Raw genomic sequence first — 13,234 nt, 5'->3', positions numbered from 1 at the left:
ACCGCCATGGACACCGAAGAGTTCGCACTCCCCCGGTCGCGGGCGGCCAACGAGCGGCTGCACGCCCTCGTCCCCGGCGGCGCGCACACCTACGCCAAGGGCGACGACCAGTACCCCGAGCACCTGGCGCCGGTCATCAGCCACGGCAACGGCGCCCATGTCTGGGACGTCGACGGCAACCGCTACATCGAGTACGGCTCCGGCCTGCGGTCGGTCAGCCTCGGGCACGCCCACCCGCGCGTGACCGAGGCGGTGCGGCGGGAACTCGACCGGGGCAGCAACTTCGTCCGGCCGTCCGTCGTCGAGGTCGAGGCCGCCGAACGCTTCCTGGCGACGGTGCCGACCGCCGAGATGGTGAAGTTCGCCAAGAACGGCTCCGACGCCACGACCGCGGCGGTGCGCCTGGCCCGCGCCGCCACCGGACGCTCGCGGGTGGCCCTCTGCGCCGACCATCCGTTCTTCTCCACGGACGACTGGTTCATCGGCACCACACCGATGGCCGCCGGCATCCCGTCGGCCACCAACGACCTCACCGTGACGTTCCCCTACGGGGACCTTGCGGCCACCGAGGAGCTGCTCGCCCGGTACCCGGACGACATCGCCTGCCTGATCCTCGAACCCGCCACCCACACCGAGCCGCCGCCGGGGTACCTCGCCGGCCTGCGCGCCCTGGCCGACCGGCACGGCTGCGTCCTGGTCTTCGACGAGATGATCACCGGCTTCCGCTGGTCCGAGGCGGGCGCCCAGAGCCTGTACGGCGTCGTCCCCGACCTCTCCACCTTCGGCAAGGCGCTGGGCAACGGGTTCGCCGTCTCCGCGCTGGCCGGGCGCCGCGCGCTGATGGAGCTGGGCGGGCTGCGGCACTCCGGCGAGCGGGTGTTCCTGCTGTCCACCACGCACGGCGCGGAGACGCACGCGCTGGCCGCCGCGATGGCGGTGCAGAGCACGTACGTCGAGGAGGGCGTCACCGCGCGGCTGCACGCCATCGGCGAGCGGCTGGCCGCCGGTGTCCGCGACGCCGCGGCCGCCATGGGCGTCGGCGACCACGTCCTCGTCCGGGGCCGGGCCAGCAACCTGGTCTTCGCCACCCTCGACGAGAACGGCCGGCCGTCGCAGGAGTACCGCACCCTGTTCCTGCGCCGGCTCCTCGCGGGCGGGGTGCTGGCCCCGTCGTTCGTGGTGAGCGCCGCGCTCGACGACGCGGACATCGAGCACACCGTCGACGTGGTGGCCGAGGCGTGCGCGGCGTACCGGAAGGCGCTGGACGCGGCCGACCCCACTCCGTGGTCGGGCGGACGCCCGGTGAAGCCGGTGTTCCGCCGCCTGGTGTAGGTGACGCCGGCGCCGCCCAGCCCGGCGCCGGCTCTCCGTCATGGACCGGAGCGCCGCCCGACCGGCCGGACGACCGGACGACAGGTGGGGCGGTGTTCCGCCGCGCGGCGCGACGGACATCGACATCGACCGGGCCCGAGGACGCGGGGCGCGGGGGCGCGGGGCCGCGATGCACCGCGTCGGCAGTGGCTCCGCCGTCCCGCCGCCTGACCGGACGACCGGTGGCGCGGTAGTCCCGCCCCTCGGCATGACGGACGTCAGCGGCGCCGCAGTCGGCCGGGGGCCGCCGTCCGGTCGACCAGCCACGCGGTCGCCGGTGTCACCGCCAGCGCGGTGCACCAGCCGCCGAGGACGTCGGTCGGGTAGTGCGCGCCCAGGGCGACCTGGGCCCAGCCCATGGCGGCACCGGCGGCCAGCGCGGTGGCGAGCACGAGGGACGGGCCGGCCGTCCTGCCGAGGCCGAGCCGGCCCGCCGCGAGCAGTGCGACCACGAGGGCGAGCGTGGTGAGGAAGGCGGTGTGCCCGCTCGGGTAGGAGAGGTTGCCGTCGCCGTGGATGGTGCGTCCGACCAGCGACTTGAGCGATGTGGTCGCCCCCACGGCGATACCGGCCGAGGCGACGGCGAGCACAGCCGCCCGAGGACGCCGCAACAGGAGACAGCCCACCACGAGGGCCATGACCAGGGCCGTGGCCCCCGCGGGCTCCCCCAGGAAATCGACGGCCAGAGCGACCTGTCGCCACGGCGGCCCCACCCCGTCCACGACCGCCGAGATCCGCACGTCCACCGCACCCGGCTCACTGTCACCGGCGAAGAGGAACCCGCCCACGGCGACACCCAGCGCGGCGAGAACAGCCACCACCCCGAGCCCCCCACGCAGCGCCGACGGCAGCACGGGCGGCGCGGGCCGCTCACCGTGTCCGCCGGGCCCGACGCCGACGCGCTCCTCGACCTCCGCCACCACAGAGCCCCCCGTCGTGTCCCTCCCCGCCACCCTAACCAACACGAGTTCCCCGGCACGGGGCACTCGGCGACCTGGTCGGCGCACAACTCGGTGCTCTGGGACGCGTCGGCAGCGATCATGTCGGCGGGGGTGGTGGGGCCGTACGCAGGGCGTGTCGCGATACACAGTGGGCGGCACAGCCGGGGGGCGGGTAGGGCTTGCGCAGGTCGAGCGTTCGGGCGCCGCCACCCCCGCTGCCGCTTCGAGCGCAGGACGAAGGCCCCGCCCCGGTGGATTCCGGGGAACGGGGCCCGGGGGTGGGCAGGGGCGGGCGTCAGACGCTCGTGCCCTGGCGGTCGTCCCGCGGCTGCGCGAGGTCGGCCGGGCGGGCCGGCGGGGCCGCCCGGTGGCCCGGCCACCAGGCGTGGCGGCCGAGGAGGGCCGTCACCGTCGGGACCAGGAGGATCGCCATCACGAACGCGGTCAGCAGGATGCCGAACGCGACCGCGAAACCCATCTGCTGGAGCATCGAGTTGGGGGCGAGGACAAGGACGCCGAAGGTACCCGCGAGGATCACCGCGGCCGCGCCGATGGTCGGTGTGGAGCGGGCCACCGCCCGGGCGACCGCGTCCCGCGGGTCGTGGCCCGCGCGGATCTCCTCGCGCAGGCGGGCGACCATCAGGATGTTGTAGTCGGTGCCGATGGCCACCACGAAGAGGTAGACGATCACCGGCAGCGTGAAGAGCAGGCCGTTCTCGCCCCTGAGGTCCTGGAAGAGCCAGACCGTCGCACCGAGGGTCGCGCCGAAGCCGAGGCCCACCGCCATCATCAGGTACAGCGGGGCGACGACACTGCGCAGCAGCAGGCCCAGAATCAGCATGATGGCCGCGCCCGCCACCGGGAAGACCAGGCGGTAGTCATGGGTGACCGCGGTGCGGACGTCCGCGAGGAGAGCGGTGGTGCCGCCGACGAGGGCGGTCGTGTTCTCGGGGGCCGAGCGGTGGGCCAGGTCCCGCAGCGGGCCGTCCACCAGGTTGATCGACCGTTCCTCGGCCGGGCCGTGGGCCAGGACCAGGCTGTACTGGGCGACCGTGCCGTCGGCGGAGAGGACCGCCTTCGGGGACATGGAGCCGACGCCCTTCGCGCCGTCGAACGCCGCGCGGAAGCCGGCGAGGGACTTCTCGTCCAGTCGGCTGCCGTTCGTGGAGCGGACGTACACCGTCGTGGGGTCGGTCTGGCCGGCCGAGAAGCCCTTCTCGAGGTCCTTCGCCGCGATGACGGACTCCAGGTTCTGCGGCATGGAGGCCGCCCCGTCGAACTCGGCCCGGAACCCGAGGGTGCCCACCGCGAGGACCGCGAGCAGCCCCGCCGAGAGGGCGGCGACCAGCGCCGGGCGCTTCGCGGCGAGCCGGCCCGTCCCGTCGGCGAGACGGTTCTTCGCGGGCCTGCGCCATGACGTGGACGGCCAGAACGCCTTGGTGCCCAGCATCGAGAAGACCGCCGGGACCAAGGTGAGTCCGGCCGCCAGGGTCACCCCCACCGCGATGGCCAGCGCCGGTCCCATCGCGCGCAGCATGCCCATGCTGGACAGCAGCAGCGCCAGGAACGCCACGATCACCGCGCCCGCCGCCGAGGCGATGGTCTCGCCGACCACGGAGACCGACCTCAGCATGGCGTCCTTGGGCGCGGTGCCCTCGCGAAGCTGCTCGCGGAAGCGGAACAGCAGGAAGAGGATGTAGTCGGTGCCGACGCCGAACAGGACGACGATCAGGATCGCGGAGATCGAGGCGTCCACCTTGAGGCCTCCGAGCTCCGCCGCGAACGAGATCAGGCCGGTGGCCACGACGTACGCCACCGCGATCAGCAGGACCGGCAGCACGGCGATCAGCGGGCTGCGGAAGATGATCAGCAGCAGCACCACGATCAGCGCCAGCGTGGCCAGCATGATCATCGCGTCGGTGTCGCCCGCTGACTCCATCGAGTCCAGCGAGATGGCGGCGGTGCCGGTGAGGCCCATGCGCAGATCGGTGCCGGAGAGCAGCGGCTTGGCATCGGCGCGCAGGTCGCGCATGGACTCGATCAGCGTGAGGTCGGCCGGGTCCTTGACGGTGGCGACGACGGAGGCGAGGGCGATCCTCCCGTTCGGGGAGACCGCCTGCGGGCCGGTCCGCACCGCCTTGACCCGGGGCAGCCCGCGGTCGGTGAGGCCGGCGGCGACCTTCGCCACGTCGGCCAGGTCCTCCTCGGTCAGCTTCGCACCGTCCGCGCGCTGGAAGACCGCTGTCGCGGCCGGCTGCTCGTGCTGCGGGAACGCCTTCTTCTCCAGGTCCGCGACCAGGACGGACTCGTAGTGGGGGGGCAGGAATTCGGCCTGGTCGCTGGTCGCCTTGAGCTGGGGTGCCAGCACGGCCAGCGCCACAGCGGCCAGCAGCCAGGCCGCGACGGTGGTCAGGGGGCGGCGAACGGCGAACCGTCCGATCCGTCCGAACATGGGGGGCTCCGTTGGTTGTTGGGCGGTTCGTCTCCCGGTCCCGCGCCCCGGGTGGTCCCCTGCGCGGCGGGGGTGGACGGCGCACAGAGAGCCTGACTCCCCCGGGGATCGAGTCGCGTGTCTCGACGGACGGCCGAATCTAGGAGCCGTTTCTATAAAGGAACTTGCACCGACCGCTTCACGTTGTGTCCGCTGAGTGAGATCTTGATCGGGTACGGTGACGGGACCGTCGGATGTGGTGAAGATTTCGGCCGTTCGGGGAAGAGGCGGCAGCGGGGGCGTTGTGGCCATGGGGGAAGTAGGGGCGACGGTGCTTCAGGTGGTCTTCCGGGTTTTAGGGCCGCTGGAGATCGAGGCGGACGGGCACGCCGTGCCCCTTCAGGGGGCCCGGCAACGCAGCCTCATGGCGATGCTGCTGCTCTCCCCGGACCGGGTGGTCTCGGTCGACGCGCTGGCCGACGCCGTGTGGCACGGCAAACCGCCCGCCACCGCCCGCAACCAGATCGCCATCTGCGTGTCCGCCCTGCGCAAGACCTTCAGGACGGCGGTCGGCCTCGACGACGTCCTGGTCACCAGCCATCCCGGGTACATGCTGCTCGCCGGTGAACACCGCATCGACGCGGTCGAGTTCGACCGCAGCGCCGTGCTCGGCCGGGAAGCCGCCCGGGGCGGCCGGGCCCACGAGGCGTGCGCCCACTTCGAGGACGCCTTGGCGATGTGGCGCGGACTGGCCCTGGAGGGCATCGGCGCGGAGCGCGTGGAGGCGGAGGCGGCCCGGCTGGAGGCGATGCGGCTCGACGTGTACGAGGAGTACACGGGGCTGCGCATCAAGCTCGGCCGCCACCGCGACCTGCTGGGCGAGCTGACCGCGTTCACCCGTGAACACCCCCTGCGCGAGCAGGCCCTCGCCCATCTGATGCTCGCCCAGTACCGGTCGGGACGACGGGCGGACGCCCTGGAGACGTACCACGCGGGCCGCCGCCGCCTCGCCGACGAGCTGGGCATCGATCCCGGGCCCACGCTCCAGGAGCTGCACGAGTCGATCCTCGCCGACGCCCCCGAACTGAGCGCGCCCGCGGCCGCGGTGACCGTCACCGTCGCGCCGCAGGCCACCGTGCCCGCGCAACTCCCCTCCGACATCGCCTCGTTCACGGGGCGCACCGCCGAGCTGGCCGCGCTGGACCGGCTGCTGGACCAGGTCGGCGGCGGGGCGCTGACGGTGGGGGCCGTCGCCGGGACCGGCGGCGTCGGCAAGACCGCGCTCGCCGTGCACTGGGCGCATCAGGTCGTCGCCCGTTTCCCCGACGGCCAGCTCTACGCCGACCTGCGCGGGTACGACGGCGAGGAGGCCCCGCGCCGGCCCGACGCGGTCCTGGACGGCTTCCTGCGCGCGCTCGGGGTGCCCGCCCCCCAGATACCCGCCGACCGGCACGAACGCGCCGACCTCTTCCGCAGCATGCTCGACGGCCGGCGGGTCCTGATCGTCCTGGACAACGCGCGCTCCTTCGCCCAGATCCGGCCCCTGCTGCCCGGCACCGGCCAGTGCTGTGTCCTGGTCACGGGGCGCGACGCGATGGACACCGCGCTCGCCGGGGACTACTTCTTCCAGTCGCTCAACCTCGGCCCGCTGGACGAGAGCGAGGCCATCGCCCTGCTGGCCCGGGTCGCGGGCGACGACGGGCTCACCGCCGACCCGGTGGGCGCGGCCCGGCTGGGCGAGCTGTGCGACCGGCTGCCGCTCGCCCTGCGGATCGCGGCGGCCCGGCTGGCCGCGAAGCCCCACTGGTCGGTGCGGACCCTGGTGACTCGCCTGGAGAACCAGCGCCGAAGACTCGACGAACTCAGTCCCGACGAGCGTGGGGTGCGCGCCGGTCTGCGGCTCAGCCACCGGGACCTGGCCCCGGGCGCGGCCCGGATGTTCCGCAGGCTGGGCCTGCTGACCGTGCCCGACTTCGCCGCCTGGGCAGGGGCGGCCCTGCTGGACATCGACCCGGTGGACGCCGAGGACCTCATCGAGGAACTGGTCGACGCCCAGCTTCTGGAGCCGCGCCGGGCGGGTGCGGACGGCCAGGTCCGTTACCGCTTCCAGGAGTTGGTGCGGCTGTTCGCCCGCGAGTGCGCGTACGCGGAGGAGAGCGAGGAGGACCGCCGGAACGCGGTGCTGCGGGCCTGCGGGGCATGGCTCGGTCTCGCCGAGGAGGCCCACCGCCGCGTCTACGGCGGCGACTTCACCGTGGTGCGGGCGGCGAAGGCGTCGCCGCACCCGTTGCCCGGGCATCTGGTCGACGCCCTGCTCGACAACCCGATGGGCTGGTTCGACACGGAGCGCGCGACGATCACCGGGCTGGTGGAGCAGATCGCGCAGGCGGCGACGGCCGGGGACGTCGACGGGGCGTCGTACGCCTGGGGGCTGACGATGGCGAGCGTCACCCTCTTCCAGAGCCGCAACTTCCTGGAGGACTGGCGGCGTTGCGCCGAGCTGTCGCTCGCCGCGGTCCGGCGGGCGGGCGACGCGCTGGGCGAGGCGGCGATGCTGCACTCGCTGGGCACCCTGGAGATCGTCCAGTGGGACTACGACCGTGCGCACGAGCGGCTCGGACTGGCTCTGCGGCTCTTCGAGGAGCAGGGCGAGCAGCAGGGCCGGGCGCTCGTGCTGCGCAACATGGCCCTGTGCGAACGCCATCGGGGCGAACTGGACCGGGCTGCCGACCGGGGCCAGGAGTCGCTGGAGACCTTCCGGGCGGTGGGCGACAGGTACGGGGAGGCGTACATGCTGGGGCTGCTGGCGCAGATCGCGTTGGAGCGCGGTGCGGCGACCACCAGTCTGGAGCTGTCGGCCGAGGCCATCGCCCGCTGCCGGTCGATGGGTACCGCGCGCGGTGAGGCACAGAGTTCGGTGCGGTTCGCGGAGGCGCTGACCTGGCTGGGCGAAGGGGGCCGGGCGGAGGAGTCGTGCCGCCGGGCCCTGGAACTCGTGCGGGAGACCGGTGACCTGCGCGGTGAGGCTCACGCGCTGCGGGCGCTGGGCGAGGCCCTGTGGCAGCAGGGGCGCACGGCGGAGGCGGAGGGGGCGCTGCGGGAGGGGCTGGCGGTGGCCCGGGAGGTGCCGGACCGGTTCCTGGAGGGGCGGGCGGCCGCCGTGCTCGGCTGTCTGCTGGCGCTGCGCGGGGACCGCGCGGGCGCGGTGCAGCAGACACGGAACGCGGCCCGGCTTTTCACCGAGGTGGGGGCGGGCCGGCGGTGGCGGGAGCGCGTGGAGCGGCTGCTGGGAGCGGTGGGGGCGGAACGGCCCGCGGGGGACGACCTGTTCGCGCTGATCAAGCAGTAGTGGGTCCGTACGCTGCCGCGCCGCGCCCCCGGATCACCGGAGCGGGACGCACAGCGTACGGACTCCGGGCGGGTCTGCGGACCTACGCGGGCTTCGGGGCGGTCCAGGGGTCGTCACCGTTCGGGACGGCACGGGTCCAAGGGTCGTCGCCCTTGAGGGCGGCACGGGTCCAGGGGTCGTCACCGCTCGGGACGGCACGGGTCCAGGGGTCGTCGCCCTTGAGGGCGGCACGGGTCCAGGGGTCGTCACCGCTCGGGACGGCACGGGTCCACGGGTCGTCCTGGGTGGCCGCGGCCCGCACGCCCGTCCAGGGGTCGTCGGCGGGGGCCTTGGCGAGGCCGCCGAGCGCACCGGTCACCGTGAGGAACAGGACCGCGCCCGCCGCCGGACCGCCGAGCGGAGCGAGCATTCTCGTGCGGAGCGAAGTGCGCTGCATGGTGTCCCCCTGAGTGTGTGCGGGCCGCCGTCGGCGGGCCCTGCGGTATGGAAAGAACACTAGGGAGACCTGGTTTCCGGGCTCTTTCGAAATCCTTTTGCCCTCCCCGGCCCAGGGAAAAGAGACGCGGCAGAGATTTTTCGTAGACCTCGGGGATCGCATCGAGGTATGGAAAGTCGCATCAGAAACATTCTCGTCGTGGGGGACACCACGGCCGGCTGGCTCAGCGCCGCCTACCTCGCCACCCTCCTCGCGGCGACGGTGAAGGTCACCGTCCTGGAAACCGGGCAGGCGGGGGCGGACGGAACGGACGCCGCGGCGAGCGGGGGCGTCCAGGCGCTGCCCCCCGGGATGCAGACCGAATTCTTCGACCGGCTCGGAATTAAGGAGTCCGATTGGATGCGGACCTGCGACGCCTCCTTCCGGGTCGCCGGCCGCTATGCGAATTGGCGCACCGAGGGCCCCGAGCGATGGGAGGACGGAAATGTGCCGTCCGGCGGCCCCGACCGCTTCTACGACCCCGCGGAAGGCAACAGGACCCAGGTCTCGGAATTCGCACTTCCGTATTTCTGGGCGTACCGGCGGAGCGCTGGGCAGACCCTGGAACCCCTGGACCGCGCCTGTTTCCGCGAGCCGCCGCTGCTGGACGCCCGCAAGTCGCCGCGCTGGCTGGACGGGCGGGCGGCCCTGCCGTACGGCTGGCACGTCGACGGCGGACTGTTCCTCGCGTACCTCCGGCGTCTGGCCACCGGTGACGCGGGGGTGCGGACGGTACGGGGCACTGTGCGCGGGGTGGAGCGCGACACGCAGGGTCATGTCGTCGCCGTGGTGACGACCGGCGGGCTGCGCGTCGCGGGGGACCTCTTCCTCGACTGCACCGGGACCCGCGCCGCCCTGCTCGCCGGGGCGCTCGGCGAACCGCGGGTCAGCGACGCGGACCGGCTGCTGTGCGACGGCGTCGTCACCCTCACCGCGCCCGCCGACCCGGCGGGCATCGCCCCGTACACGAGTCTGGTCGCCGCGCCCGACGGCTGGCTGTGGCGGATGCCGCTGCCGGGCCGCACGGGCGTCGGGCGGGTGTACGCGAGCGCCTTCACCCGGCCCGAGGACGCGGCCCGGAAGCTGGCCGCGCTGTGCGGTCTCGACCCGGCGACGGCGGACGTGCGCCACCACGCGCTGCCGCAGGGCCGCAGCGCCCGCGCCTGGGTCAGGAACGTGGTGGCGGTGGGCAGCGCGGCGCGGGTGGTGGAGCCGCTGGACAGCACCGCGCAGGTGAGCGACGTGCTGGACGCACTGCGCGGGCTGGTGCGGCACCTGCCCACCGCCACCGCCCGGGAGGCCCCGGCCACCCGCTTCAACCGGGAGGCCGAACTGCGCCACGAGGCCGACCGGGACTTCGTCCAGCTCCATCACGCGGCCGGCCCCCGCCGGGACTCCGCGTTCCGGCGGGCCCAGTCCGCGCTTCCGGTCTCCGCGGCGGTGCTGGACCGGATGGCGGCGCACCGGGGGGCCCACCCGCTGCGCGGCGCGCGTGAGCTGCGGCAGTACACCCTGCTGGAGGCGCTGCACATGACGCTGCCCGTCGCGCCGCCTGCTCTCGCCCATCTGTGCGCGGAGCGCCGGGAGGCGGACGCGCACTTCGAGCGGATCGCGCGGCAGCAGCGCATCCTGGGCGAGACGCTGCCCACGGCGAGCGACTACCTGACCCGGCTGCACGGTGAGCCGAGGGCGGGCCGCCAAACAGTGTGACGATGCGTCAGGCCGTGCGTGACACCAGTGACATGCGGATGGTGGCCACCGGCTCGTCGCCCGCCTCCCGTGCCTCCGCCCGCAGTTCGAGCACGTCGTTGCCGGCCAGGGCCTTCACGGAGTCGATGTGCACCACCAGCCGCAGCACGTCGCCCGCGTACACGGGGCGGGTGAAGGCGAAACGCTGGTCGCGGTGGACCACCCGGGAGTAGTCCAGGCCCAGTTCGGGGTCGTGGACCACCGGGTCGGTCGCCCGCTGCATCAGTACGGCGAGGAAGGTCGGCGGCGCAAGCACGTCCCGGTGGCCGAGTGCGCGGGCCGCGTTCGGGTCGTGGTGCGCCGGGTGGTCCGCGCCGACCGCCGCCGCGAACTCCCGTATCTTCTCGCGGCCCACCTCGTAGGGCTCGGTGGGCGGGTAGACGCGTCCGGCGAATGCGGGATCGAGCGGCATGGAGGCTCCAGGTACGGAGGACGAGAAGGGAGTCGGCCGGGGTCGGCACCGAGGCCCACCCTAGGTCGGTTCCGGGCCGGGAGCCTTATAGATCGCCCATAGCGCAGCCGCGCACGCTCGGCTCTCCCAAGCATCGCCGTTTCACGAAGGGAGAGCCGTGTCCGCAGGGCTCAAAGGCATTCTCTCAGCGGTGGGCAGAACACCGCTCTTCGAACTGGAGCGGCTGGTTCCCGGCTTCTCCTCGCGTGTGTACGCCAAGGCAGAACGGTTCAACCCGGGCGGCAGCATCAAGGACCGCTCCGCGCTGAGCATGCTGCTCGGGCCGCTCAGGTCCGGGCGGCTGGTACCCGGCCGTTCCACGGTGGTCGAGTCGAGCTCCGGCAACCTCGCGATCGGACTCGCGCAGCTCTGCCGGTACTACGGGCTGCGCTTCATCTGTGTCGTGGACTCCCGGACGACCGCGCAGAACATCGCGATCCTGCGCGCGTACGGGGCCGATGTGCGCATCGTCTCCGAACCCGACCCGGTGACCGGGGAACTGCTGCCGGAGCGGCTGAAGCTGGTCGCCCGGCTGCTCGCGGAGATCCCCGACGCGTACTGCCCCGACCAGTACTCCAACCCCCTCAACCCCAAGGCGCACTTGGCCACCATGGCCGAGATCGACGAGGCGCTCGACGGCGACGTCGACTACCTGGTGCTGTCGGTCGGCACCTCGGGCACGCTCGGCGGCTGCGCCGAGTACATCCGCAGCCGCGGGATGAAGACGAAGATCGTCGCGGTGGACGCCATCGGCAGCGCGCTGTTCGACTCCAGCACCACCTGCAGCCGGATCATCCCGGGGCACGGGGCCTCGGTGCTTCCGGCCGTCCTCGACCAGCGGGACGCGCACCGGGTCGTGCACGTCGGCGACCTGGAGTGTGTGGTGGGCTGCCGGCGGCTGGTGGAACGGGAGGCGGTGCTGGCCGGCGGCTCGTCCGGCGCGGTGGTCTCCGCACTGGGGCTGATCGCGCCGGAGATACCGGCGGGCTCCAGCTGCGTCCTGGTGCTCCCGGACGGCGGCGACCGCTATCTGGACACCATCTACGACGACGCCTGGGTGCGCCGTCAGTTCGGCGAGGTCTCCCACCTGTGGAAGGACCCCGCCGGCTCCCCCGGCCCCGCCGAGCCGGGACAGACAGAGCACAAGCAGAGAGAGCAGAAAGAGGTAGTGCCGTGCTGATCGTCGGGCACCACGAGGTGCGCGCCCTGCTGGACGGGCACGAGAAGGAGGTGCTCGAACTCGTCGCGTCCGCCTACCGGCTGCACGACGAGGGCCGCACCGCCCTGCCTCATTCCGTCTTCCTCCGCTTCCCGGAGGACCACCGCAACCGGGTCATCGGCCTGCCCGCATACCTGGGCGGCGACGACCCGGTGGCCGGGATGAAGTGGATCGCCAGCTTCCCCGGCAACGTGGCGCGCGGGATCGAACGGGCCAGCGCCTCCATCGTGCTCAACTCGACGGCCGACGGCCGGCCCGAGGCGTTCATCGAGGCGTCCGTGATCTCCGCCCGACGCACCGGGGCCTCGGCGGCGCTCGCCGCGGGCCTGCTCACCGAGGCGGCCGGGGACGGCGTCCCGCACGGCATGGGCCTGGTCGGGCTCGGGCCGATCAACCTGGAGGTGCTGCGGTTCACCGCCGCCCGCCTCCCCTCGCTGCGCGAAGCGCTGGTGTACGACCTGGACCCGGGGCGCGCCGAGGAGTTCGCGGCACAGGCCGCGGGCGCCGTGCCGCACGTGGAGGTGCGGGTCGTGGACGACGCGGCGCAGGCGCTGGGCACCCACGCCCTGGTGTCGCTCGCCACCACGGCCGGGACCCCGCACATGGACCTGGCCGACTGCCGCCCGGACGCCACCGTGCTGCACGTCTCGCTGCGCGACCTGACCGTCGAGGCGGTCCTCGGCGCGCAGAACGTCACCGATGACACCGACCACGTCTGCCGCGAGCGCACCTCCCTCCATCTGGCCGAACAGGCCACCGGCGGACGTGCGTTCGTGGCAGGCGAGATCGGAGCGCTGCTGCGCGGCACCTCCGGCTTCCGGCGCGAGCCGGGCCGACGGGTGGTGTTCTCGCCGTTCGGCCTCGGGGTGCTCGACCTGGCCCTGGCCCGCTGGGTCAGGGTCCGGGCGGACGCGGAGGGCGTCGGCGTCCGGGTGGCGGGCTTCCTGCCGGGCGCGATTCCGGAGCCGTCGGCCTAGCGCCTGGCGTCACCTTCCCGTCGTCGCCCGACGTGCGGCCCCCGCGGCCCCCGGTGCGTGCTCTCGGCGTGCCGGGCGTGGACCCGCGTACTGGACCGTACTCGGGTCTGCGTCCGGCGCGTCGGTGGGGCACCTCCCACGTGAGCGAAGCCGAGCGTGGGGGAGCGTGCCGGGCGTCGCGGGGCAACGGGAAGGTGACGACAGGCCCCGAGGGCCTGGACGCGTCCGCCTCGGCGGTACGGCGAAGGGGCCCGGAAGGAAACTTCCGGGC

General features: G+C 73.6%; 9 protein-coding genes. 5 read left to right on the top strand and 4 right to left on the bottom strand.

Going from position 1 to position 13,234, the window contains the following annotated elements:
* Positions 1 to 6: 6 nt before the first annotated feature.
* A complete protein-coding gene (locus ACFU5F_RS12595) occupies positions 7 to 1,332 on the top strand; it encodes a glutamate-1-semialdehyde 2,1-aminomutase (RefSeq protein WP_383885848.1) in 1,326 nt (441 codons plus the stop codon).
* A gap of 257 nt (positions 1,333 to 1,589) precedes the next feature.
* Here ACFU5F_RS12595 and ACFU5F_RS12590 read toward each other — a convergent pair whose 3' ends face one another.
* Both ACFU5F_RS12590 and ACFU5F_RS12585 read right to left on the bottom strand, forming a co-directional pair.
* Complete coding sequence (locus ACFU5F_RS12590; protein WP_383885845.1) at positions 1,590 to 2,291, bottom strand: phosphatase PAP2 family protein; 702 nt, start codon at positions 2,289 to 2,291, stop codon at positions 1,590 to 1,592.
* Positions 2,292 to 2,607: 316 nt separating this feature from the next.
* Complete coding sequence (locus ACFU5F_RS12585) at positions 2,608 to 4,764, bottom strand: MMPL family transporter (protein WP_383885842.1); 2,157 nt, start codon at positions 4,762 to 4,764, stop codon at positions 2,608 to 2,610.
* Between the two features lie 289 nt (positions 4,765 to 5,053).
* Here ACFU5F_RS12585 and ACFU5F_RS12580 point away from each other — a divergent pair, with 289 nt between their 5' ends.
* Entirely contained in the window at positions 5,054 to 8,092 is a 3,039-nt protein-coding gene (locus ACFU5F_RS12580; protein WP_383885839.1) for a BTAD domain-containing putative transcriptional regulator, read from the top strand.
* A gap of 82 nt (positions 8,093 to 8,174) precedes the next feature.
* Here ACFU5F_RS12580 and ACFU5F_RS12575 read toward each other — a convergent pair whose 3' ends face one another.
* Positions 8,175 to 8,528 carry a hypothetical protein gene (locus ACFU5F_RS12575; protein ID WP_383885836.1) on the bottom strand — a complete coding sequence of 118 codons (354 nt, stop codon included), beginning with the start codon at positions 8,526 to 8,528 and terminating at the stop codon, positions 8,175 to 8,177.
* 198 nt (positions 8,529 to 8,726) lie between these two features.
* On the opposite strand from ACFU5F_RS12575, the gene ACFU5F_RS12570 reads away from it, so the two are divergent.
* Entirely contained in the window at positions 8,727 to 10,277 is a 1,551-nt protein-coding gene (locus ACFU5F_RS12570; RefSeq protein ID WP_383885833.1) for a tryptophan 7-halogenase, read from the top strand.
* Positions 10,278 to 10,284: 7 nt separating this feature from the next.
* Here the strand turns inward: ACFU5F_RS12570 and ACFU5F_RS12565 are convergent, their stop codons facing one another.
* Positions 10,285 to 10,728, bottom strand: coding sequence for a MaoC family dehydratase N-terminal domain-containing protein (locus ACFU5F_RS12565; protein ID WP_383885830.1), 444 nt, complete (start codon positions 10,726 to 10,728; stop codon positions 10,285 to 10,287).
* A gap of 190 nt (positions 10,729 to 10,918) precedes the next feature.
* Here ACFU5F_RS12565 and sbnA point away from each other — a divergent pair, with 190 nt between their 5' ends.
* Positions 10,919 to 11,947: a 2,3-diaminopropionate biosynthesis protein SbnA gene (gene sbnA, locus ACFU5F_RS12560; protein WP_383885827.1), complete on the top strand. Its 1,029-nt coding sequence runs from the start codon at positions 10,919 to 10,921 to the stop codon at positions 11,945 to 11,947.
* Complete coding sequence (gene sbnB, locus ACFU5F_RS12555) at positions 11,941 to 12,963, top strand: 2,3-diaminopropionate biosynthesis protein SbnB (RefSeq protein ID WP_383885824.1); 1,023 nt, start codon at positions 11,941 to 11,943, stop codon at positions 12,961 to 12,963. Before sbnA ends, sbnB begins: the two co-directional genes overlap by 7 nt.
* The last annotated feature ends 271 nt before the right edge of the window (positions 12,964 to 13,234 follow it).

The organism is Streptomyces sp. NPDC057438 (genome assembly GCF_042802995.1).
GTDB lineage: Bacteria > Actinomycetota > Actinomycetes > Streptomycetales > Streptomycetaceae > Streptomyces.
The sequence above is the reverse complement of the archived record's forward strand: the minus strand, read 5'-3'. Positions and strand labels throughout refer to the sequence as shown.